Annotated in this window: 16 protein-coding genes and 4 pseudogenes; 6 read left to right on the plus strand and 14 right to left on the minus strand. The window is 71.5% G+C overall.

Going from position 1 to position 22333, the window contains the following annotated elements:
* From ACZ7OO_RS33950 to ACZ7OO_RS33965, 4 genes and pseudogenes are all read right to left on the minus strand, one after another.
* Positions 1–116 (minus strand): annotated as a pseudogene (locus ACZ7OO_RS33950) (sulfate adenylyltransferase subunit CysD); the annotation flags it as partial.
* Positions 113–664, minus strand: coding sequence for an adenylyl-sulfate kinase (cysC, locus tag ACZ7OO_RS33955; protein ID WP_471510792.1), 552 nt, complete (start codon positions 662–664; stop codon positions 113–115). The gene cysC and the pseudogene ACZ7OO_RS33950, both read right to left, overlap by 4 nt.
* Positions 665–834: 170 nt before the next feature.
* The gene (locus ACZ7OO_RS33960; protein ID WP_471510794.1) at positions 835–1647 is read right to left on the minus strand and encodes a PaaX family transcriptional regulator; all 813 of its coding nucleotides are present in this window, start codon (positions 1645–1647) and stop codon (positions 835–837) included.
* Between the two features lie 153 nt (positions 1648–1800).
* A complete protein-coding gene (locus ACZ7OO_RS33965) occupies positions 1801–1995 on the minus strand; it encodes a DUF5999 family protein (protein ID WP_352225444.1) in 195 nt (64 codons plus the stop codon).
* 255 nt (positions 1996–2250) lie between these two features.
* Here ACZ7OO_RS33965 and ACZ7OO_RS33970 point away from each other — a divergent pair, with 255 nt between their 5' ends.
* Positions 2251–2676: a DUF6299 family protein gene (locus ACZ7OO_RS33970; protein WP_471510796.1), complete on the plus strand. Its 426-nt coding sequence runs from the start codon at positions 2251–2253 to the stop codon at positions 2674–2676.
* A gap of 47 nt (positions 2677–2723) precedes the next feature.
* Here ACZ7OO_RS33970 and ACZ7OO_RS33975 read toward each other — a convergent pair.
* Positions 2724–3056 (minus strand): annotated as a pseudogene (locus tag ACZ7OO_RS33975) (hypothetical protein); the annotation flags it as partial.
* Between ACZ7OO_RS33975 and ACZ7OO_RS33980 the strand changes: the two are divergent.
* Positions 3057–3212: pseudogene (locus tag ACZ7OO_RS33980) on the plus strand (epoxide hydrolase); the annotation flags it as partial.
* Positions 3213–3233: 21 nt separating this feature from the next.
* Here ACZ7OO_RS33980 and ACZ7OO_RS33985 read toward each other — a convergent pair.
* From ACZ7OO_RS33985 to ACZ7OO_RS34020, 8 genes and pseudogenes are all read right to left on the minus strand, one after another.
* A pseudogene (locus ACZ7OO_RS33985) lies at positions 3234–3431 on the minus strand (transposase); the annotation flags it as partial.
* A gap of 88 nt (positions 3432–3519) precedes the next feature.
* On the minus strand, positions 3520–4776 hold the full coding sequence (locus ACZ7OO_RS33990; protein WP_471510798.1) for an extracellular solute-binding protein: 1257 nt from the start codon (positions 4774–4776) through the stop codon (positions 3520–3522).
* Positions 4773–5795, minus strand: coding sequence for a hypothetical protein (locus tag ACZ7OO_RS33995; RefSeq protein ID WP_471510800.1), 1023 nt, complete (start codon positions 5793–5795; stop codon positions 4773–4775). The genes ACZ7OO_RS33990 and ACZ7OO_RS33995 overlap by 4 nt, the downstream gene beginning before the upstream one ends.
* The gene (locus tag ACZ7OO_RS34000; protein WP_471510802.1) at positions 5792–7180 is read right to left on the minus strand and encodes a vWA domain-containing protein; all 1389 of its coding nucleotides are present in this window, start codon (positions 7178–7180) and stop codon (positions 5792–5794) included. The genes ACZ7OO_RS33995 and ACZ7OO_RS34000 overlap by 4 nt, the downstream gene beginning before the upstream one ends.
* Positions 7181–7569: 389 nt before the next feature.
* Positions 7570–9948, minus strand: coding sequence for a serine/threonine protein kinase (locus tag ACZ7OO_RS34005; protein WP_471510804.1), 2379 nt, complete (start codon positions 9946–9948; stop codon positions 7570–7572).
* Entirely contained in the window at positions 9948–11270 is a 1323-nt protein-coding gene (locus ACZ7OO_RS34010; protein ID WP_471510806.1) for a S1 family peptidase, read from the minus strand. The genes ACZ7OO_RS34005 and ACZ7OO_RS34010 overlap by 1 nt, the downstream gene beginning before the upstream one ends.
* A gap of 394 nt (positions 11271–11664) precedes the next feature.
* Positions 11665–13188: a sensor histidine kinase gene (locus tag ACZ7OO_RS34015; RefSeq protein WP_471510808.1), complete on the minus strand. Its 1524-nt coding sequence runs from the start codon at positions 13186–13188 to the stop codon at positions 11665–11667.
* Positions 13185–14009, minus strand: coding sequence for a response regulator transcription factor (locus ACZ7OO_RS34020; protein WP_471510810.1), 825 nt, complete (start codon positions 14007–14009; stop codon positions 13185–13187). Before ACZ7OO_RS34020 ends, ACZ7OO_RS34015 begins: the two co-directional genes overlap by 4 nt.
* A 492-nt stretch (positions 14010–14501) precedes the next feature.
* Between ACZ7OO_RS34020 and ACZ7OO_RS34025 the strand changes: the two genes are divergently transcribed.
* Genes ACZ7OO_RS34025 through ACZ7OO_RS34040 form a run of 4 tightly spaced genes read left to right on the plus strand, consistent with a single transcriptional unit; the run spans position 14502 to position 20377 of the window.
* A complete protein-coding gene (locus ACZ7OO_RS34025; RefSeq protein WP_471510812.1) occupies positions 14502–16076 on the plus strand; it encodes an IucA/IucC family protein in 1575 nt (524 codons plus the stop codon).
* Positions 16077–16107: 31 nt separating this feature from the next.
* Positions 16108–17820 carry an IucA/IucC family protein gene (locus ACZ7OO_RS34030; protein ID WP_471510814.1) on the plus strand — a complete coding sequence of 571 codons (1713 nt, stop codon included), beginning with the start codon at positions 16108–16110 and terminating at the stop codon, positions 17818–17820.
* 29 nt (positions 17821–17849) lie between these two features.
* Positions 17850–19028, plus strand: coding sequence for a type III PLP-dependent enzyme (locus ACZ7OO_RS34035; RefSeq protein ID WP_471511016.1), 1179 nt, complete (start codon positions 17850–17852; stop codon positions 19026–19028).
* Positions 19025–20377, plus strand: coding sequence for an MFS transporter (locus ACZ7OO_RS34040; RefSeq protein ID WP_471510816.1), 1353 nt, complete (start codon positions 19025–19027; stop codon positions 20375–20377). The genes ACZ7OO_RS34035 and ACZ7OO_RS34040 overlap by 4 nt, the downstream gene beginning before the upstream one ends.
* A gap of 81 nt (positions 20378–20458) precedes the next feature.
* On the opposite strand, the gene ACZ7OO_RS34045 is transcribed toward ACZ7OO_RS34040, so the two are convergent.
* On the minus strand, positions 20459–21988 hold the full coding sequence (locus tag ACZ7OO_RS34045; protein ID WP_471510818.1) for a helix-turn-helix domain-containing protein: 1530 nt from the start codon (positions 21986–21988) through the stop codon (positions 20459–20461).
* Between the last annotated feature and the right edge of the window lie 345 nt (positions 21989–22333).

Here is a 22333-nt window from a genome sequence, read left to right on the forward strand (position 1 = left end):
TCCTTGCCGCCGGAGAACAGGATCACCGGCCGTTCGAACTCGCCCGCCACCTCACGCAAGACATGGACCGCCTCGGACTCCAGCGCGTCCAGGTGGGACAGCGTGAAGGTGCTCATGCCAGCCCTCGCTCCACCAGCAGCGCGTGCACCGCGTCCGCCGACTCCTGCGGGGTCTGGTCCTGGGTGTGCAGCACCAGCGCCGGGTCGGCGGGTGGCTCGTACGGGTCGTCGACACCGGTCAGCCCGGTCAGCTCACCCGCGGCCTGCCTGGCGTACAGGCCCTTCACATCCCGCTCGTTGCACACCTCGACGGGGGTCGCGACATGTACCTCCAGGTACGGCGTGCCGCTCTTCTCGTGCCGGTTGCGGACCGCCTCGCGGCTGTCGGCGTAGGGGGCGATGACCGGGACCACGGAGAGCACGCCGTTGCGCGCGAGCACCTCGGAGACCAGTCCGATGCGCTGCACATTGGTGTTGCGGTCCTCCCGGGAGAAGCCGAGGCCGACCGAGAGGAAGCGGCGTATCTCGTCGCCGTCGAGAACCTCCACGCGATGTCCCTGGGCCTTGAGCCGATCGCCCAGCAGCCGGGCGATCGTCGTCTTGCCCGCGCTCGGCAGCCCTGTCAGCCAGACCGTGGCCCCCTGAGCCCTTGGCGTGGTGGTCATGCGCAACAGACCTCTTCCTTACCGTCTCGTCAAGCTCGCGTACGACCTGTCGAAGAGTAGGTAAGAAATCTGAGAGGAGTGGTCAAGGAAGCTGAGGGTTAGCTGAGTGACGCGTGGTATGCAAGAGGTCACGGGGCCGTGCAATGAACATTTCGCAATCGTCGGTCTGTTCACAGACCGACGAAGGCACCGCCCGCATCCCGAAGCCGCTCGTGCAGCGCCCGGAAGACGGCGGCCGAACGGGTGCCCGGCCAGTCCGCGGGCAGCAGGCTCGTCGGCAGCCCGGGATCGGTGTACGGCAGATGGCGCCAGGAGTCGAGGGCGCGGAGATAGTCCCGGTAGGCGTCCTCGGGCGCGGTGTCCGTCCGGTGCTCCCAGTCGCGCAGCACCGGCTCATGGGCGTCGAGGAACTGCTCGTGCGCCTTGGCGATCGCCGTCAGGTCCCACCAACGGGCGACCGCCTCGGCGGTGGGCGCGAACCCGAGATGCTCACCGCGGAAGAAATCCACGTACGGATCGAGGCCGAGCCGGCGCAGGGTGTGCCGGGTCTCCTCGAACAGCCGGGCCGGGGCGATCCACACCCCGGGGGCGGCCGTGCCGAAGCCGAGTCCGGCGAGCCGGGAGCGCAGCACGTGCCGCTTCTGCCGTTCCGACTCGGGCACCGAGAACACCGCGAGCACCCAGCCCGCGTCCTCCGGCGGCGCCCCCGCGTACACCCGGCGGTCGCCGTCGTCGAGCAACTGCCGTGCTTCGGCGGAGAGTTCGTAGCCGGCGGCGCCCTGTGCGGTGCGGGCCGGCGCCAGCAGCCCGCGGCGTTTCAGCCGGGACACCGACGACCGTACGGAGGGGGCGTCCACGCCGACGGCGGCCAGCAGCCGGATCAGCTCGGCCACGGGCACCGGGCCGGGCAGGAAGCGGCCGTACGCGCCGTAGAGCGTGACGATGAGGGACCTCGGGGCGTGTTGCTCGGACACGTTGATCATTTTAGGTCCCCGGCATCGCTGCTGGTCACCTTGGATACGCGCCTGAACGTGAGTCAGGATTCCGGGGACCGCCCGCGGGCGGCGGCCGGGGCGCGTCGAAGGGACCGGCGGGCAGGCCGGCGGCCGTGCACCCAGGGGTGTCCGGGAGCCGGGTCAGGCGGCGACGGAGAGCCGGCCGGCCGGGCCGCGGTGCGGCTCGACCACGCTGCCGTCGGCGTGCAGCTCGCCCGTGTCGTCGAAGACGATCGCCCCGTCGCACAGCAGGGTCCAGCCCTGCTCGGGGTGGGCGGCGACGATGTGCGGGAGGCCGCGGTCGGCCGTCGCGCTCGGGAACTGGTGGGAACACATGGCGCACCTCCACGGGTCTGCCTCCGGCGCGGTCGCCGACCGGCATGACCAGACCATGCTCCTGTCGTGAACGCCGTGGAACCTCCGGTCGCGACCTGTGACAACACGCGGACAACTCGCGGACGCTCCCACGACGACCGCCGCACGGCCAGGACGGACCGGTGGGACGCGCCACCGAAGGAGTGACGGTCACGCTTCCCGGGCCGGGCGCCCGGTATCCAGGGCATGCCCCACCCACGACCTGGGAAGGATGTCATGCCCCTACGCCCCGTCCTCGCCGCGGCCCTCGGTTCCGCCGCCCTGCTCTGCGCCGCCGTCGCCCCCGCGACCGCCGCCCCCACCGAGTCCGTCACCGTCGACCCCACCGGCCGTCTCGCCGACGACGGCACGGTCACCCTCTCCGGCACCTACACCTGCACCGATGCCGCGGGCCCCGTGTTCGTCAGCTCGTCGGTCAGCCAGGACTCGCCGAACTACCGCCACGGCGTCGGCGGCACCCGTGCCGTGTGCGACGGCGCCAAGCATCACTGGGAGAACAGCGGCAAGGTGATCTCGGAGAAGCTGAAGACCGGTGCGGCCCATGTCGAGGCCACGATCATGGAGCTGCGCCCCCAGGGCGGCCTGCCGCTGCCGTCCTTCCACGCCCTCCAGCAGCAGGACGTCACCCTCAAAAAGGCCTGAGGCGCGTTCCCGGGCGGCCCGGCACCCCGGCGGTGCCGGGCCGCCGCTCACCACGACTCCGTGGCCTCCATGGAAGACCGAGGCTGGAGAACGTGTCCACCACCCGGTCGTGCCGGGCAACGGGTCAGCAGCTTGCGCAGCGCGGAGGTGAGCTCGTCCGGCGCTTCCTCCGCCATGAAGTGCCCACAGCTCACCGTGTGGTGCTCCAGGTCCGGCGCGCAGGCCCGCCACAGCGCGGCCGCGTCGTGGCCGAGGGCGGCGCGGACGTCGGCGGGGACCGCCGAGGGGTCGCGGGTCCACAGGTCGAGAAAGTGGCCGAAGAAGAGGTCCGGGGCGGCGCCGATCAACTGCTCGGGCAGGCCCGGCGTTTGGGCCATCATCGCCCGCCGCGGGCATGGCTCGAGTGCACGACGAACGTGGTGTACGTGACGGAGCCCGCGCGCGGCGGTCACTTCGCTCCGTTCGAGGAGCCCGAGCTCTACGCGGAGGAGCCACGCGCGTTCTTCCGCCCCTACCGGGCGACGCCGAAGGGCTGAGGGCGCCGCCGCACGGGGGGGGGCCAGGGCCTGCCGGTTGCCGTCCTCGCCCAGCCGGGCGGCCATCGGCTCCACCGACTTGCGCCGCCCGTCCAGCGGCAGTCCTCGCAGGTACACCTGACCCCACCGGCGTTGATCCGCCCGCGCGAACGGCTCGAACACCTCTGCCGCGAAGTCCGCCAGATCACACCGGACCGCGGCCAACTCCCCGCCCAGCACACCCGGTCGCGGACACACCCGATCAAACGGACACGCCACCAGCGAATGAACCTGACCAAGCACTACTGGGCGACCGGCGGCCGGTTGTTCACTGGGGGCTGCACACCGACCGCGGTGCCGCTCTGCCAGGGGTGCCCTGTGCGTCCTGAACCCGCTGGAGGTCCCGGAGGAGGCCCGGGATGCCGGGGCCCTGGCCGGCGGCGACCCTGGCGATGGTCTGCAGGACGGCCTCGTAGAAGGCGTCCCGTACGGCGGGTGCCATGACGTCCGAGGCGTCCAGGCAGCGCGGGCCCTCGCGGAGCCGTGCCGCGATCCTGCGTTCGGCCGGGTGGTTCTGCGGGGTCACCTGCCGGTTCGCCGAGAAGAAGTCCGCCGAGCGGGCCCACTCCTGCTGGCCGTCCTTGGAGGCCAGCCGCCGGATCAGCTCACGTGCCCGGTAGTTGTCGCTGAACAGGGCCGCGAAGTCCCCGGTCACCTCGTGGGCCCGGACCGGGCCGCCGCCGGGCAGCAGCGGAGCGGAGTCCGTCAGGTCCGCGTGCCGCGCCTCGTTCTTGTAGAAGGAACGCGCGAAGGAACCCTGGTGCTCCAGACCGCATCCGCCCCAGCCGTCGAACAGCAGCCCGTCGCTGTCCGGAGCACCGCGATGGTCGGTGAGCAGGGCGTGCCGGGCCCTGGTCCGGTCCTGCCCGAGCAGACCGGCCCAGGCCTCCCAGGCGGAACGCACCGCGGCGCTCTGCCACCACTTCTTCCCGCCGGTGCCCAGCGCCCACGGCTCGTAGCCGGCCGGGCCCGCCCGTTGCAGCACGAGGTCCTCGATCCAGTCGGTGCCGGGCCAGCCGGAGGCGCCGTCGTCACCCATGCCGATGCACCAACTCGCCAGTGGTGCGGGCGAGTCGGCGGGCTTCTCGTCCTGGCGGTACCAGACGATGCTCTTCAGGTCCGCCTTGACCGGCACCCAGTACGCGGACGAGGAGGAGATGCCGGTCGCGTTCCAGGGGGCGCCGTACTGCTGTGGGTCGTAGAGCCCGTTCAGCGGTTTGAGGCGGTTCTGGTCGGCGTACTCGGCGAGTTCACCGATGCCCGGCATGATCACGATGTCCGGGGGCTCTCCCGACTGCACCTTGGAGAGCAGCACCTCGCGCTGGGCCGCGGTGCCCTGGTAGTGGAAGGGAATGCCGAAGTCCCGCAGCACGGACTCGAACTGCTCCGCCTGCTCACCGGTCCAGGTTCCGAGAATGGTCACCGGCTCCCCGTCGTCGTGCCGTGCCCAGGCCACCACCACCCCGACGGCCGCGATCAACAGCATGACCACGAGTACGACCAGTAGCTTGAACCGCCGGGTCATCGCCGCCTCCAGTAGTCGCTGTCGAGCCGGAGCCCGAGGCCCAGCGCGGGCAGGACGACGACCAGCAGGCCGCCGACGACCGTGCCCCGGTACATCCGGTCGGTCCAGCCACCGTCGGTGAGTTCCTGCCGGACCTCGTCCGACTTCTGCGCGACAGTCTGCTGCGCCGTGGCCAGCCCCGGGCCGGTGTGCCGGGACACCTCGGTGATCCGGCCGAGATCCCCGAGCGCTCGGTCCAGGCGGTCCTCGGTGGCGGACGTCGTCATCAGCGGGAACACCGCGAGCAGCACGGTGATGACGAAGGCCGCGAGCAGATACGGGTTCCAGTCGCGGCCGCACCGGTCGCGCAGCACGAACAGCGCCGAGAGCAGGGTCAACGCGAGTGCGGCCAGGGCGAGTTCGGCGAGCCACCAGCCGGGCCGCCGCCACCGCCCCATGGTGGCGGTGGCCTTGGCGTGCCGCAGCTGGACCCGTTGCAGCGCGTCGAGGCGGGGCGCGAGCCCGACCGTGCTGCGGGTGAGCAGCGAGTCCGCCTCGTCGAGTTTCTGCTCCCGCATCAGCGGCTGGTCGCGGTACATGGACGTACCGAGGTTGAGCGAGTTGCCGTAGGTGGCGAGCAGACCGTTGACCGTGCCGAGGTCCTGGTCCGTGCGGTCGGCGATCCGGGACAGGCCCTGGTCGGCGGCGGAGAGCTGGGACCGGTAGGTCTCGCCCGAGCCCGCCACGTCGACCAGGTGCGTCCGCACCAGCGCGTGGGCCTCCTGGTCGGCCCGCAGCGCCGCCAGCCGGGTCGCGGCGAGCCCCTGCACGGCCGGCGCCTCACGGGCGGCGAGGGCGGCGGCCCCGCGCTCGGTCTGCCGGTAGGAGAAGAACAGGGCGGTCGAGGCCACGGCCGCACACAGGAACAGCACCAGCAGATGCGTCTCCAGCAGTCGGCGGGTCCGCCAGTGACCGAGCCGCCCGCGCCAGAACGCGGCGGGGGAGTACCGCCGTAGGAAGGACGTCCGTACGGTTGTCACAGCAGCTTCTCCCCACAGGCGATGCAGTAACGGGCCTCGCTCCCCGCTCGGTTGCGGCAGGTGCCGCAGCGCGGGCCCGGGGGTGCGTCGACGGCGTCGTCCAGTGGGACGCCGGGACGCGAGCCGGCCCGCAGGATCATCGGGCCGAGGGCGCCGGCGTCGACGGCGCGCAGCCGGATCCGCCCCGAGGCCGCGTCCTCGATGTCGGCGACCGTTCGGATCTCGTCCAGCACCCAGTCCGTGCCGAACCGCGCGGCCAGCCGCGCCGCCTGCCCCAGGCACTCCCGGGCGGTGTCGGGCCGGTGCTCCTGGAGGGCGGTGAGCCCCTCGCGCAGCGCGCCGCGCATCCGGGCGGTGGCGTGGAGGCTGCGCACGCTGCCGCCGCCCGCCGGGGCGGGCGGCGCGGACTGCCCAGGGAGGTGCCAGCGGGCGACGACGGGCGCATGGACGTCGCCGATGGAGACCATGGCGAACTGCAGCTCGGTCTCCAGCGGGTCGTCGTCGGCGCCCGCGACCAGGGTGAGCAGGTAGTCGCGGCTGCCCTGCTCCCACTGGTGGGTGGGGAAGCTCCAGCAGTGCGACCGGCCGGGCCGGGGCAGCCCGACGAGGCGGTGCGGCCGGGGCGCCTTCTCGCTGAGCGAGACCTGGCGCACGGAGGGCCGCAGGGTCACCTCGATCGGCAGTTGGGGTGTGGGCACCCGGCGCAGACGAGCGACGGCGTCCGTGACCGCCCGGCCCAGCCCCTCGTCCACGAACTGGGCGGTGCCGTGCAGCCGTTCGGCGAGGGTGAGCAGCGGATCGGGCGCCCATTCGGTGCCCACCGCGAACACATCGCAGGTGAATTCCCCGGCGCAGACGTCCAGTTCCGCCTCCAGACGGGTCTCGCCGGCCGCGCTGCTGCCGTCGGTTATCAGCATCAGATGCCGCACGGACAGTGGGCGGCCGGCGAGCAGGGCCCGCGCCCTGGCCGCCCACGGGGCGTACCCGGCGGGCCGCGGACCGTCCCGGTGCAGCGGCAGCGAGCCCGCGGCGAACGCGGCCCGGCGCCGCTGGTTCTGGTCGGCGACGGCCCACTCGTCGTCGCCGAGCGGATAGCACCGGACCGGCTCGGGGCCGCTGCCGAGCACGGCGAAGGAGATCCGGTCGGGCAGGGCGCGCAGCGCGGCCGGCAGAGCGTGCCGTACGGCCGCCCGGTTGGACTCGGCGACGTCCACCGCGATGATCACCGCGAGTTCGACGGCGGGCAGATCATTGGGGGCGCCGTCGGCGGACACGTCGACCCGCAGATGGGCCTCGATCTTAGCGCTGCGGTGCGGGCGCAGCTCGCCGTCGAGGTCGACGTGGAGTCGGATGCCCGGCTGCGGCGGCCGGGTGTGGCTGCTCATGTCCTGCGTCACCGCTCCTTCGCTTCGTCCCCATGCACACCGCGTCCCCGGTGCCTGCCGATCGATCCCGTCGTGCTGATCGGTCCGTCGTGCTGTGCGGTCCCGTCATGCTGCGCAGTCCCTTTGTGCTGCGCGGGCCCTCCGTGCTGCGCGGTCCCGTCAAGCTGCGCAGTCCCCTGGTGCTGTGCGGTCCCTCCGCGCGTGCGGTCCCGTCATGCTGCGCAGTCCCCTGGTGCTGCGCGGTCCCGTCATGTTGTGCGGTCTCTCCGTGCTGTGCGGTCCTTTCGTGCTGGGGGTCCCGTCATGTTGTGCGGTCCCTTCGTGCTGTGCGGTCCTTTCGTGTGTTGTGCGGTCCCGCTCATGTCGGGCGGTTCCGTCGTGTCGTGCGGTCACACGCGGGTCTGCGGGCGTACCGCGTGGACGAGGTCCACGAGGTGTTCGTGGGTGGCGGCCGATTCCCGGTGCCGCGCCGCCAGTTGCCGGTAGAGCGACTCCATCCGCCTGCGCTGCTCGCGCTCCGGCGGGGGCAGGCGTCTGAGCCGGCGGGCGTCGAGCCGGCCGGCGCCCGCGCCCGGAGCGCCGGCCCGGTCGCTCTGGTGGTGCAGCGCGTCCAGTTTCCATTCGTGCAGCTCGGTCCTCAGCCGCAGCGCCTCGTCCTCGGACAGGCTCGGCTCGCCGGCGCCCGGTCCGCGGCCCACCAGGCCGGGCAGTTCGGCCAGCGCCGCGTCGACCTCGGCGGGCGCGGGCAGCGGATCGAAATTCCTCGGGGGCGCTCCGGCGTCACCGGGCAGGCGGGCCGCGCGGATCCGCAGGGAGGCGATCCGGGCCACGGTGTGGTCCAGGGTGCCGGCCCGGACCCGGCCGAGGACGTCGAGGGCCGCTCGCCGGTCGCCCGCGCGCAGCGCCAGCCTGGCCAGGCCCAGGGCAGCGCCGCCGTGCGCGGGGTTGCGGGCGAACACCGCCTCGTACAGCTCCCTGGCGCTGGGCCCGTTGCCGTGGTCGCCGAGCCGCTCCCGGCAGTAGGCGAGGGCCAGTTTGGGGGCGTACTCGCCGGGCAGTTCGTGGAGGACCCGCAGGAAGTGGGCCTGGGCCTCGGCGACCTGCTGGGGGTTGTGGTAGAGACCGGCGTGGCGCAGCGCGAGCAGCGCGCGGTGCCACTCCAGCCGCCAGCGGCGCACCGCGGACGGACCGGGGATGGAGTCGGCGGTGTCGAGTTCCGCCTGGGCCAGTTCCAGATCGTCCCTGGTGTTCCGGGCCAGCAGGACGCGCACGTTGTGCAGACAGATCTCCACCGACGCCGGCTTCTCGTCCTCCTGGTCGAGGAGCAGCCCGGGGTCGTAACCGCTGCTCACCTCGAACCGCGCCGTCTGCGGGTCGCCCGGATAGCGCCGCGGCACCGGCAGACAGCCGGCGATCTCGGTGGGCGTGGGGGTGCCGAGGTCGAGGGCCGGGGCCACCGGCGGCTCGTAACGGTCGCGGCGGGGCCGCCCCAGCCAGTGCTCGATGCCCGGCACCGTGCCGAGCCGGGCGCCGAGCAGCTGCGGGGACGGACGGAAGTGGTCAGAGGGCTCGGGCGGGTCGCTCTTGCCGCGCAGGGCCCTGATCTCCCGCAGTGCGCCCCGCAGTTGGCCGGCCATCTCGCGGGCGTCGGCGAAGCGCAGGCCGGGGTCGGTCCGCACGGCGCGCTCGACGACCTGCCAGAAGGAGCCGGTGCCGAGGCCCGGCACCTTGTCGACGGCCCAGTGGGCGAGTTCCCGCAGGGTGACGCCGACGGTGTGCAGGTCGTGGGCGACGGTGGGCAGACCGGAGAACGCGATCTCGGGCGCCATGTAGTCGCTGGTGACGTGGGCGGGCGGCCGGCTCTGGCCCTCCTCGCGCATACCGCCGAGGTCGATGACCTTGACGCCGTTCCCGTGGTGCACGACGTTCGAGGGCTTCATGTCGCCGTAGACGAAGACCCGTTCACCGCCGGCGTGCAGGTGCACCAGGGCTTCGAGGATCTGACAGCCGTACGCCGCCACGTGCTCGATGTCGAGGACCGACTCGCCCCGCCGGGTCTCCTCGACGACCTTCTCCAGGGTGCCGTCGCCGACGTCGTCCATGACGATGTAGCCGCCGGTGATCTCCCCGGTGCTGTCGCCGCGGGCGACGAAGTCGCGGATCTGGACGATCCGGGGGTGGCGCATGGCGACCAGGTTGCGGCGCTCGACGTCGGCGAGCCGGGCGCCGTCGTGCTCGTACCGGTTGAGCAGACCCTTGACGGCGACGACGTCCCCGAGATGGGTGTCCTCGGCGAGGTAGACCCAGCCCTGGCCGCCGTGCGCGATCGGCCCCATGATCCGGTACTGGTCGCGCAGCAACTCGCCCTCGGTGAGCTCCGGTTCGTACGAGTAACGCTCGCCGCACGCCGGGCAGTACCCCGTGACGGGCACCGGGCCCTCGGTGTAGGGCGGGGCGAAGGTGATACCGCAGTCGGCGGCCGAACAGCCCATCCGGATGCGCAGCGGCGTCTGCGCACGGACGAGGCGTGCCTCGGCAGGGCGGGGCGTGCGGTCGGGGAGCGCCAGCAGGTCATGGGGGCCGAAGTCCCGCGGGTCCTCGGGCAGGGCGGGCAGTCCTGGACCCTGCTCCGCGCGGCCGCACTGGTCACACCAGCCGGTGGGCAGTACGGAGCCCTTGCAGGGGGATCCGTCGAAGCTCCGGTGCGGGCAGCCGGTCGTCCTCCCATCGCCCTCATTGCCGGGCTCGGTCCGGGCGGCGCCCCGCATCACCGGCCTCCCTGGCGGTCCAGGTCGGTGCGCAGGGTCCTGAGCAGCGAGCGCAGTCGGGTGAGCTGCTGCTGCGGTTCCCGTAACGCGCCGATCCGGCGGAGCTCGGCGCGGCGCAGGTCGGCCGTCTCGGTGACGGAGTCCAGGGAGGCGCTGTCGACGACGTCACGGCGTATGGCGTTGCCGAACTCGGCGAGCTCGAGCCGGCCGAGCAGCGCGTCCGCGTGGTCGAGGAGGGCGGGCCGCAGCAGCTCGTCGCGGGCCGCGCTCCAGCCGGTGCCGCCCTCGTGGCGGAAGACGAGCAGCAGCCGGAATCCCAGCATCCGTAACCGGCTGAGGAGTTCGAGGAGAGGACCGGGCTGGGGCTCTTCGTCGAAGGCGTCGACCACGACCGTGACGGGCCGGACGGGCGTGACATCGGCCGACCGCGGGGGCCGGCGGTCGGTGCCGAGCAGCCAGTCCCAGTACGCGAGGTACTCGCCGACCGGGAAGGAGACCCGTCCCAGGGCGTGGTCGGCGAGGTCCGGTCTGCTGTCGCCGCCGCGACGGACGACGTCGGCGCGGTGCAGCAGATGGCGCAGCGAGCGGTCCTTGCCGCTGCCCGGGGGCACTACGGTGATCTTCACCGGGTCCTCGTCCGGATCGTCGTACCATCGGCTCAGCCGTTCCTCGAAGCCGTGGTCCCAGGCGTCCGGGCTGCACAACTTCTTGACGACGGGCGAGAGTTCGGCGATGCGGTCGACCGGGATCAGATACGAGAAGGCGAGCCGGTTGTCCTCGGGCAGCAGCTCTCCCATGTCCCCGCGCCAGCTGACGACAAGGCCGACCACCCGGGCAGGGCGGCCCTCCCGAGGCCGGGTGCAGACGGCGGCGCCGCTGAACCCGGCCCGCACCACCTCCGCCCTGGTGACGGCGTCGAGCTGCACCTGCTCACCGGTGACGCCACCGATGCGGCCCCACAGGCTCATGCCGTCGTCGAAGCCCTCCGCGTACCCGGTCGCGTACACCTCCGTACCGGCCCTGGGCACCGGTTCCAGCGGAGCGGGACGCGCCTGCGGGCGCGGGCTGTCCAGCCGTAACACGGCGACGTCCTCGCCGTGTTCGCCCTCCTCGAGCCAGCCGCCCGCCATGACCCGTGCGGCCACCGGCTCCAGCGCGCTGTTCTCGGCGAACTCCAGCCACATCACGGCATCCGGGTGGCGCACCACGTGCGCACAGGTCAGCGCCGTGTGCTGGTCGACGAGTACACCGGCCCCGCAGATGGGACCGTGCGCGTCCTCGCGTCGCAGCCTGAGTCTCCAGTCCGCACGCAGTTCCCCCATGCTGTCTCACACTACGCGCGGGGCATGGTGCGTCCCTAGACCCGTGACCAGGTTGGATCGGTCAATCAACGGAATTCGGCGTTGTGTTCCCCTGCCGGACCCGGAACCGAGGAGGACGGCCCCCTCTCACGGGAGTGGGGGGACGCCTGTTCGGGGACGTCGATGCCGGCCGGGCGCCGTGCGCGCATACCGGCGCAGACTTAACTGGGCGGCCAGGGAGGCCACCAGGGCGAGGTCGCCGAGCGCGACCGTCGGACGGGGACGAGGGGGCGGTCCGACGACGTGCTCTGCGGTCGTGACCGGCAAGTTGGCAGCGCGAGCCTGAACGCATCCCGAGAGGGTCCCCAGGGGGGGCGCCGGTCGCTGCCACAGCAACCTGTCTCACCCTTCTCGGTCACTTCAGCCGCTTTTCTCTGATCCGGCTGCCCACGGCCATCCCCGCCGACACCACGCCGTGGGTGGTGTGGCGACGCGGGCGTCCCGTGGAGTCGACGTCCACGGAGGCGCCCAGGCCTTCCTGGTGAGTGCGGCTCTCGGCGTACGGGAGGCGGACCACGGCGTCGAGCCCGCCGTCGGGAGCTTCCTCCAGGGTGACCTCACCACCGCCGGCGCGGACGAGTTGCCGGACCATCGGCAGGCCGAGGCCCGTGCCGTCGTGGTCGGCGTCAGAACCTCTCCAGAACCGGTCGAAGGCCTTCTGCCGTTCGGCCTCGGTCATGCCGGGACCCTGGTCGATCACATGCAGCTCGGCCATGGGCGGTGTGCGGCTGCCGTCTTTCGGGGCGGTGGTGACGCCCAGAGTGATGGCGGTTCCCGGTGGGGACACACGCAGCGCGTTGGAGAGCAGGTTGTCGATGATCTGCTCCAGTGCTCCCGGGACCGCCCACACCCGGACGGCCGTGGCTCCGGAGACGACGATGCCGACGTGTTGTTCGTCGGCGAAGGCCGTCCAGATGGCCGCGCGGTCGGCGACGACGGCGTCGAGATCGACCGCCTCCGGTCTGATCGCGGAGTTCTCCAGTCTGGCGAGTGCGAGCAGCCCCTGCACCATACGACTGAGCCGCTCCATCTCCGCCAGCGCCGTGTCGAGGCTGTCCTGGGCGCAGGGGGCGAGGTGCGGCTCGAAATTCTCCAGGCGCAGGCGTAGTGAGGTCAGCGGGGTCCTCAGTTGGTGCGACACCTCGGAGGCGAACGCCTGCTGAGCCCGGAGCACGTGCTGCAGCCGGGTTGCGGTCCTCGTGAACGACGCGGCCAGCCGGCGCAGTTCCGGCGGCCCGTGATCGGTGGCCGGCGGATCGGTGAGTCGCCCTTCGGCGAGTTGTGCGGTGGCGCGTTCCAAGGCCCGCACCGGGCGGGTGATCGAGCGGGCGAGGACGAAGCCGATCAGGGCGACGGTGGCCAGCACGCCCAGCCCGACGGCGGCCAGCGCCAGCCAGGTGGCATGGACCCTCGCCTTGAGCGGGCCGAGCCGGTACACGGTCCGCACCACACAGGGGACGGCGACGCCGGAGCCACCCGGCACGGTGACGAACAGGACTTCGCCACCTGCGGACGGGTCGCTCCGGGTACCGACAGCGGGCTGATCGCGCAGCGCGTCGGCGATGTCCGGCGCGGCGGACAGGTCCTTGCCGACCAGGGCAAGGGCGGTGTCGGTGAGGACGACACCCTTCTCGTCGGCGACGAGCACGCGGCTGCCGGTTCGCCGCCCGTAAGCGCGGGCCAGGCCGGGGAGGTCGGCCGCCAGACCGTGCTCCATCCTTTCCTCGCAGACCGCGGCGAGCGTCATCGCCCCCTGCTGCGCCGTACGGGAGAAGCGGGACAGCTCGCTGCGGGCGTAGAAGACGCCGAACGGCACTTCCAGCGTGAGCAGGACGAGCAGTATCAGGCTCAGATGGCTGAGCAGGATGCGACGTGTCACCGGGGCCCTCCGTCGTACGCCGACGCCGCCGCGGACGTGGCGGACGTGGCGCCGACCTCGTACGCCGAGGCCGACGCGGACGTGGCGGACGTGGCGGACGTGGTGTCGACGGGAGCCGGCGACACCAGGCGGAAACCGATTCCGCGGATGTTCTCGATCCAGGCGGAGTCCCCGAGTTTGCGGCGCAGCGCGGCGATGTGGACATCCAGGGTCTTGGTGGGGCCGAAGTAGTTCGGCTCCCACGCCGTGTCGAGAATCTGCCGGCGGGAGCAGACGGCTCCGGGGTCTTCCGCGAGGCAGGTGAGCAGGTCGAACTCCTTGGGGGCAAGGGCGACCGGCGCCTGATTGAGGTGCACCTGCCGGGTGCGGCGGTCGATGGCCAGCGGGCCGATCCGCTGGACGTCGGGCATCCCGGGCCGCGCCGGGTCGGCCGACGGCTTCCGCTCGTCGTGGCGCGTGTCCGGCCCTGCGAGGCGGGTGCGGCGGGTGACGGCCCGGATCCGGGCGACGAGTTCCCGTACGCCGAACGGCTTCGAGACATAGTCGTCCGCACCCAGCTCCAGACCGAGCACCCGGTCCACCTCGTCGTCCCTGGCAGTGATCATGATGATCGGCACCGCCGAGCGGGCCCGGAGCGAACGGCAGACGTCAATGCCGTCCATGTCGGGCAGCCCCAGGTCCAGCAGCACCATCGCCGCCTCCGGCGCGGCGAGGCCGTCGGCGCCCCGTCTGGCGTGTTCCACGGTGAACCCGAAACGGCGCAGCCCCTCCATCAGCGGTCCGGCCACCCGGTCGTCGTCCTCGATCAGCAATACACGCATGCCGGAAGGCTCACAGACTTCCGGCGGAGCGTGCGGCGCAAACGCCGGAACCTCCCCCGAGCCGGTGATCCTTGTCTTCGCGGGCAGCTGGATTCACCACGGACGGCGTAGCCGCCGAAACCCGATGCGACGGCGACAGCCAGTAGGTCGCCGGCCGGATCAAGCAGAGAGCCAGGACATTCGAACACCGGCGGATGCCGGCTCCGCCCCCGCGGCAGGCAACTCGGCTCCCAAGCGGCGATGTGCGGGCCACGGCCGGGTTCGGCCGTCCCACCGGAGTCGAAAACTGATCCAGCGTCAGACCTCATCGGTTGAAGTATCGCCGCGGAATCGGCCGGAGGCGGGAAAAGCACAGCACCTCCTCGAACGATTCCGGGATCCCCGCTGTATTTGCTCTGGCAATCCCCTTGATCGTCGTCGCCTAGCGTCGGTTGCACGTCCGGTGCCACTGGACACCGCGTGACAAGCGCCTCCGAGCCCCTGGGACACCTCATGCCCATTGATGAACTGCGCCGCATCCGACCGGACCTGGTGGAGCCGTTCACGGCCGCGCTCCCGGGAGCGCGGGCAACCGTGCTGGGCCGCCTGTGGGGCGCCCTCGCACGAGAACCCGTGCCCGGTGTGGTCGGACATCACCGGGAGTCCGACAGTCTCGTGGTCGACCTGCAAGGGGGTGGCTCACTGTCGGCGGATCAGCGGTGTGCGCTGCCGTTCGCCGAGGTGCCGGCGGGCTTCACCGTGTCCGGTTCCGAGGGACCGATCAGGGGGCCGGCGGAGCTCCTGGCGCAGCTCGGCCTGCACACCCCCGCGGCGGAACGACTGGCGACCGAGCTCGACAACAGCGTGGTCAACCTGGCGCTGGCCAGGGCCGCGAACACAGACCGGACGGCCCCGCCGAGCGACTCGACGGACGCCGAGCAGGCGGTTGTCGACGGCCACCCGCAGCATCCCTGCAGCCGGACGCGTACCGGTATGTCGATCGCCGATGTGCTCGCCTATGCTCCCGAGCACCGCCCAGTCGTCCCGCTGGCGCTGCTCCGGGTCCCGGCCGACCGCTGGCAGGGGGCCGGCGCCTGGCCGCCGCAACTGCGCGACGGCGACACGATCCTGATGCCGCTGCATCCCTGGCAGCACGACCATGTGCTCGCGCACCATCCAGACCTGGCCGTCGCGGAGGAGACGATCCCGGCACGGCCGTTGCTGTCGTTGCGGACCCTCGTACCGCTGGGCGTCCTGCCGGGGTGCCACATCAAGACGGCGCTCGACGTGCAGGTCACCAACTACCGGCGCACCATTTCCCCGGCCGAGGTCGCCGACGGGCCCCCACTGTCCGATCTGGTCTCGGCTCTCCTGGACAAGGCCGGGTACGGGGGCAGCCTCCGCATCCTGCATGAGTTGGGCGGCGGAGCGGTGCGGGCGGACGGACAGCCCTCGGCGAGCCTGGCGGCGATGATCCGGGAATCGACCGAGCGCTACCTCGACCCCGGGGAGATCGCGGTTCCGCTCACCGCCGTCCATGCGACAGGAGCCACCGTGATCTCGGGAAATCCGGTGCGCTGGCTCGCGGACTTCGCCGGGCTCGTCCTGCCGCCCGCACTGACCTTGCTCTCCATGGGCGTGGCACTGGAGGCCCACGGCCAGAACACCCTGGTCGTGCTGCGGAACGGGCGGCCGGTGCGGGTGCTGTACCGGGATCTGGACGGCGTACGAGTCAGCCCACGGCGCCTGGCCCGGTGCGGCTTCGAGCTGCCACCGCTGCTCGGCACCCGCGCGGGCGACGACGTGGGCGAGCTGCACACCAAACTGTTCGGCGGCCTGATCAGCGGAGTCTTCAGCGAGCTGGTCGACGTCCTCACGCGGACGCGGGAGGCCGATCCCCGACAGCTGTGGCGTGCGGTGGCCGAGGTCGGCCGCCAGGTGTACGCCGATCTGCCGGACCACGAGGACGCCACGGCGTTCTTCGGCGACACGATGCCGCTGAAGGCGACCGTCGCCATGCGCCTCTCCGAGAACCCGGGCAAGGCGCAGTGGACGTACATGCCCAATCCGCTGGCCCTGTACCGCTGACATCCGACACCGATCGTCCTGGAGCGACCCCATGACCACCGGCACCGCCCCCCACACCAGGTTCGCCGCCACCACCGTCACCGCATCGGCAGGCGAACCGATGCGGACGGCCGACGCCGTCACCGCCCACACCCTGCTCAACTGCCTGATCCGCGAGGTGTCCGCCCCCGAGCACCAGGTGACCGTCGACAACGGCCACCTCCTGCTGCTCCTGCCCCGCCGGGGCCTTCTGCTCCGTTCCCAACTGCGCCGGGCCTCGCTGATCGGAGCGCACCGCTTCCAGGGCCCGGTACAGCGGCTCGACAACGAAGCCTGGGTGACCGTCGGGTGGAGGGACCTTGCCGGTTACATCCAGGACGAACTGGAGCTGCGCACGGGTGTCGCCAACGAGGAGTTCGTGACCCAGGTCGCCGACAGCCGCGAGACGATCCGCACCGTACTGGAAGAGCGGGCGGGAGCCACTCCGCACACGGACCCGTACCTGGCGTCGGAACAGTCCCTGGTGTTCGGCCATCGCTTCCACCCCACCCCGAAGGCCCGTACCGGCGACCCGGTGGACTGGCTGGCGTACGGCCCGGAGACCGGCGCACGGTTCCGTCTGCGCTACCTGGCAGTGCGCCACGGCCTCGTGCGTGAGGAGGGCGAGCTCCACGAGATGGACGCGCTGCACCCGACGGCCGACCCGGAATACGCGGTACTGCCGGTGCACCCCTGGCAGTACCGGCTACTCCAGGGCCACGCCCGGTTGCGCGAGGCGGTCGCCGCCGGCGATGTCGTCGACACCGGCGTGAGCGGACCGGAGCTGATGCCGACCGCATCGGTGCGCACCCTCTACCACCCGGACACCGACACCTTCCTCAAGTTCAGCCTGAACGTCCGCCTCACCAACTGTGTCCGCAGGCACACACGTGACGAACTGGCCGGCGCCGTCGCCCTCAACCGGCTGCTCCAGCCCGTCTTCGCCGACCTGTCCGGCCGCTTCCCGGGATGCGCGCTCCTGGCCGAGCCCGGTTACCGCACCCTCGCCACCGACGGTGACCTCGACCTTCTGGAAGGTCTCGGCGTCATCGTCCGCTCCGGCCTGCGCCCCCACCTGCGCCCCGGGGTGACACCCCTGCTCGCCGCCGCGGTGGCGGACGAGTACCCCACCGGTCCGGCCCATGTCTCCCACCTGCTCGCGCGCGGTGACGGAGACATCCTCGCCTGGTGGGACGCCTATCTACGGCTGCTGCTCCCACCGGTGCTGGCCGCCTACTTCGAACACGGCGTCGTCCTGGAACCCCACCTGCAGAACGTCGTCGTGGGCGTGCACGCAGACGGCACCCCGGCGCAGATGATCTTCCGCGACCTGGAGGGCACCAAGCTCCTGCCCGGCCATCACCAGCGCACCCTCGCCGACCTGCCGGAGGACGTCCGGGGTCCCCTCACCTACGACGCCGAACGCGGCTGGAACCGGGTCGCCTACTGCCTCCTGGTCAACCACACCGCGGAGCTGCTCGGCACACTGGCCGACCTCGACCCGACGCTGGAACCCGCGCTCTGGGGCCTGGTACGCGACCACCTCGACGCCTACGCCCGCACCGCCGCCGAACCGCCACGCCTGCGCGCCCTCCTGTCCGGCGTACCGCTGCCCGCCAAGGCCAACCTCCTGCTGCGCTGGGCCCGCAAGGCCGATCGGCACGCCACCTACGTCCCCCTGCCCAGCCCGCTCGGCGCGGACTTCCCCCATGAGGTGATCCGGTGAGGCCCGCGGTGTCCGCCCTGCTCGGCGGGATGACCGAAGACGACCTGCCCGCCTATGTCTACGACCTGCCGGGCCTGCGCGAGCACGTTCAGGTGATCCGGGCCGCGCTGCCGGAACGTGTCGAGCTGCTGTACGCGGCCAAGGCCAACTCCGATCCCCGGATCCTGCGGACACTGGCCGGATACGTCGACGGGTTCGAGGTGGCTTCCGGCGGTGAGCTGAGCCACGTCCGCGGGCTCGCTCCCGATGCGCCGATCTCCTTCGGCGGCCCCGGCAAGACGGAGACGGAGCTGACCTGTGCGCTGCACGCCGGAGTGGAGCGCCTGCACGTCGAGAGCGAACAGGAACTACGTCTGGTCGGCACGGTGCTGGGCGACGGGCTCGTCAACGTCCTGCTGCGCGTCAACCTGCCCGTCGACCTCGGCCAGGTCGCACTGGCCATGGGCGGCCACCCCAGCCCCTTCGGTATGGATCCCGCGCAGCTGGACCGTTGCCTGGAGCTGATCGCGACCGACCCGCGCATCCGGCTGCGCGGCCTCCACCTCCATCTGGCCAGCGGACTCCAGGCCCCGGCCCAACTGGCTCTTGTCGACAAGGTCCTGAACTGGGCCGAAGCCTGGGCTCGCGAGCACGGAGTCGACCTGGCCGAGGTCAACGTCGGAGGGGGAATGGGCGTCGACTACGCCCGTCCGCACGAGGTGTTCGACTGGTCCGTCTTCGGCGCCGGACTGCGCCCCGTCCTGGCCCGCCATCCCCGCCTCACGCTGCGCATCGAACCCGGCCGATCGGTCACCGCCTACTGCGGCTGGTACGTCACCCAGGTCCTGGACATCAAGTTCAGCCGCGGGCAGGCGTTCGCCGTGCTGCGCGGCGGCACCCACCATCTGCGCACACCGGCGGCGAAACAGCACGACCAGCCCTTCGAGGTGATCCCCGACGACGACTGGCGGCGGCCCTGGGACCGCCCGGAAGCCCGTGACGAACCGGTGACGCTGGTCGGACAGCTGTGCACGCCCAAGGACGTCCTGGCACGCGGCGTCATGGTGGAGCGACTGCGCGTCGGTGACCGCGTCGCCTTCGCCATGGCCGGCGCCTACGCCTGGAACATCTCTCACCACGCCTTCCTCATGCACCCCCACCCGGCCTTCCATCACCTCGACGATGCGGAGGTGCCCGCCCTGGGCACGTACGCCCACCAGATGTCATGAGCTCGGTGCTCGCCACACTCACCGCACGGCACTTCCGCCGCTACCTGCTCGGACAGCTGACCTCCAACGTCGGCACCTGGATGCAGCGCGCCGCCCAGGACCTGCTCGTCCTCCACATCACCGGTGACAGCGGCACCGCGGTCGGCATCGTGACCGCACTGCAGTTCCTGCCCCAGACACTGTTCGGACTGACCGGAGGCGTCCTCGCCGACCGATACCCCAAGCGGCGGCTTCTGCTGCTCACGCAGACCGCCATGGCGGCACAGTCGCTCCTGCTCGGACTGCTGACCGTCGTCGGAGCGGTGAACCTGCTGTCCGTGTACGCGCTGGCCTTCGCGCTCGGCACCGCAACCGCCGTGGACAGTCCCGCCCGCAACGCCTACATCTCGGAACTGGTCGCCCGCGAGCGCGTGGCCACCGCGGTGAGCCTGAACTCCGCCCAGTTCAACGTGGCCCGTATCCTCGGTCCCGCCCTGGCGGGCCTGACCGTCGCGGCCTTCGGCACGGGCCCCGTGTTCCTCGCGAACGCCGTCTCGTACCTGGCCGTCCTCTACGGCCTGATCACCATCCGTACGGTCGAGCCGCGCGCCCCCGGCCACTCCCCACCCGGCCGCATCCGGCTGCGTGACGCCTTCCAGGCCATCGCAGCCAGCCCAGACCTGCTCCTGCCGATCTGCGTCATCGCCTTCGTCGGCACCTTCGGCCTCAACTTCCAGGTCACCATCTCGCTCGTGGCCGTCACGGTCTTCCACTCCGGCGCCGCCGCCTTCGGCTACCTCTCCGCCGCCTACGCCGTGGGCAGCCTCATCGGCGCGATCTACGGGGCGAGCCGCGGGAAGCCCCCCACCGCACAACGGCTGATCACCACCACGGTCGTCTTCGGGGCGCTGGAAGCCACACTGGGCCTGATGCCGGGCTACGGCACGTTCATCGCCTTGCTGATCCCCACCGGCTTCGCCGCGGTGACCGTCACCACCACCGCCAACGCGGCGACCCAGCTGCATGCCGACCCACGCCTACGAGGCCGCGTCCTCTCCGTCTACTTCCTCGTCCTCCTCGGCGGCACCCCACTCGGCGCCCCGCTGGTCGGCCTGATGTCGGACGCCTTCGGCGTCCGATCCAGCCTCGTCCTCGCCGGCGTCGTATCGGCGTCCTCAGCGCTCGCTCTGTCCGCCTTGATCCCAGCGCGAGCCCGACGGCTCACCCGGACCGAGAGCCCCGCCTCCGCAGCCGGTTCACCCCGCACCGACGGCCCCGGCGCCCCAGTGCCGTGGGACGACTCGCGCCCGGCGGAGACGCCGGGCGCGAGTCCGAACACCGGCGGCCCAGGACGTACAACCCCCTGGTGACGGGTCGTCCCAGCGGCGCCGCCGCGCCCTGTCCAGGCTCGCGTTGATACAGGTCGGACAAGATGCGGCGGCATCCGCAAGTCAGATGTCCCGGAAGATCTCGATCTGCGCCCCGATCGTGTTGAGGCGCTCCGCGAGGTCCTCGTAACCGCGGTTGATGACATACACGTTGCGCAGGACCGACGTGCCCTCGGCCGCCATCATGGCCAGCAGGACCACCACGGCGGGGCGCAGCGCCGGCGGGCACATCATCTCGGCCGCGCGCCAGCGGGTCGGGCCCTCCACCAGAACCCGGTGCGGGTCCAGGAGCTGGAGGCGGCCGCCGAGGCGGTTCAGGTCGGTCAGATAGATCGCGCGGTTGTCGTAGACCCAGTCGTGGATCAGGGTCTTGCCCTGTGCGACCGCCGCGATGGCCGCGAAGAACGGGACGTTGTCGATGTTCAGGCCCGGGAACGGCATCGGGTGGATCTTGTCGATCGGCGCCTCCAGCTTGGAGGGGCGGACCGTCAGGTCTACCAGGCGGGTACGGCCGTTGTCGGCGACGTACTCCTCCGTGCGGTCGTGGTCGAGGCCCATCTCCTCCAGGACGGCGAGTTCGATTTCGAGGAACTCGATCGGCACCCGGCGCACGGTCAGCTCCGACTCCGTCACCACCGCAGCGGCCAGCAGGCTCATCGCCTCGACCGGGTCCTCGGAGGGGGAGTAGTCCACGTCCACGTCGATGTTCGGGACGCCGTGCACGGTCAGGGTCGTGGTGCCGATGCCCTCGACCTTGACGCCGAGCGCCTCCAGGAAGAAGCAGAGGTCCTGCACCATGTAGTTGGAGGACGCGTTGCGGATGACGGTGACGCCGTCGTGGCGGGCGGCGGCCAGCAGCGCGTTCTCGGTGACCGTGTCCCCGCGTTCGGTCAGCACGATCGGACGGTCCGGCCGGATCGAGTGGTCGACCTGCGCGTGGTAATGCCCCTCGGTCGCCGCGATGTCCAGCCCGAACCGGCGCAGCGCGATCATGTGCGGCTCGATGGTCCGCGTACCGAGGTCGCAGCCGCCGGCGTACGGCAGCTTGAAGTGGTCCATGCGGTGCAGCAGCGGGCCGAAGAACATGATGATCGAGCGGGTGCGTACGGCGGCCTCGGCGTCGATCGACGCCATGTCGAGGTCGGCCGGCGGCACCAGCTCCAGGTCGACGCCCTCGTTGATCCAGCGGGTGCGCACGCCGATGGAGTTGAGCACCTCCAGGAGGCGGTACACCTCCTCGATCCGGGCCACCCGGCGCAGCACCGTGCGCCCCTTGTTGAGCAGCGAGGCGCACAGCAGGGCCACGCACGCGTTCTTGCTGGTCTTCACGTCGATCGCGCCGGACAGCCGGCGGCCGCCCACCACCCGCAGATGCATCGGGCCCGCGTAGCCCAGTGAGACGATCTCACTGTCCAGGGCTTCACCGATTCGAGCGATCATCTCAAGGCTGATGTTTTGGTTGCCGCGCTCGATGCGGTTGACAGCGCTCTGACTGGTGCCGAGCGCCTCCGCGAGCTGTGTCTGTGTCCAGCCGCGGTGTTGCCGGGCGTCACGGATGAGCCTGCCGATGCGTACGAGGTAGTCGTCTGCCATGAGGTTGAGGTTATCTCAGATATGAGATGGAGCCTGTTGGGCGGTCCGTTCGGGTGATGCCCTGTCAGCAAGCCCGGCTGTTCGGCCCGTCGACCGTTGTCCCGACGCACACAAGGGCGCGGCGAGAGAACGCCAAGGTGGCTTCCAGTCTTTGGTCGTGCATTCCGGCGGCCGTTGTCCGAAGGCCGTTCCTCCGTACGCTGGTGTGGTGCCCGGTTCGCACAACAGGCACATGTCACCAGGCTCAAGTCGGAGGTACGAGAAATTCCTCGGGTGGCGAGCCGTTCCTCGCGATCATCTACAACGGAATCTGATTCGCGGTTGGTTGTGCTGTCCGCCGCCGGT

Source organism: Streptomyces sp. NPDC111744, assembly GCF_055634995.1.

Coding starts and splice junctions, on each gene's coding strand:
- ACZ7OO_RS34020 (WP_471510810.1), bottom strand. CDS start 14,009: ATGCGTGTATTGCTGATCGAGGACGACGACCGGGTGGCCGGACCGCTG.
- ACZ7OO_RS33960 (WP_471510794.1), bottom strand. CDS start 1,647: ATGATCAACGTGTCCGAGCAACACGCCCCGAGGTCCCTCATCGTCACG.
- ACZ7OO_RS34040 (WP_471510816.1), top strand. CDS start 19,025: ATGAGCTCGGTGCTCGCCACACTCACCGCACGGCACTTCCGCCGCTAC.
- cysC (WP_471510792.1), bottom strand. CDS start 664: ATGACCACCACGCCAAGGGCTCAGGGGGCCACGGTCTGGCTGACAGGG.
- ACZ7OO_RS33965 (WP_352225444.1), bottom strand. CDS start 1,995: ATGTGTTCCCACCAGTTCCCGAGCGCGACGGCCGACCGCGGCCTCCCG.
- ACZ7OO_RS34005 (WP_471510804.1), bottom strand. CDS start 9,948: ATGCGGGGCGCCGCCCGGACCGAGCCCGGCAATGAGGGCGATGGGAGG.
- ACZ7OO_RS34000 (WP_471510802.1), bottom strand. CDS start 7,180: ATGAGCAGCCACACCCGGCCGCCGCAGCCGGGCATCCGACTCCACGTC.
- ACZ7OO_RS34010 (WP_471510806.1), bottom strand. CDS start 11,270: ATGGGGGAACTGCGTGCGGACTGGAGACTCAGGCTGCGACGCGAGGAC.
- ACZ7OO_RS34035 (WP_471511016.1), top strand. CDS start 17,850: ATGACCGAAGACGACCTGCCCGCCTATGTCTACGACCTGCCGGGCCTG.
- ACZ7OO_RS34030 (WP_471510814.1), top strand. CDS start 16,108: ATGACCACCGGCACCGCCCCCCACACCAGGTTCGCCGCCACCACCGTC.
- ACZ7OO_RS34025 (WP_471510812.1), top strand. CDS start 14,502: ATGCCCATTGATGAACTGCGCCGCATCCGACCGGACCTGGTGGAGCCG.
- ACZ7OO_RS34045 (WP_471510818.1), bottom strand. CDS start 21,988: ATGGCAGACGACTACCTCGTACGCATCGGCAGGCTCATCCGTGACGCC.
- ACZ7OO_RS33970 (WP_471510796.1), top strand. CDS start 2,251: ATGCCCCTACGCCCCGTCCTCGCCGCGGCCCTCGGTTCCGCCGCCCTG.
- ACZ7OO_RS33990 (WP_471510798.1), bottom strand. CDS start 4,776: ATGACCCGGCGGTTCAAGCTACTGGTCGTACTCGTGGTCATGCTGTTG.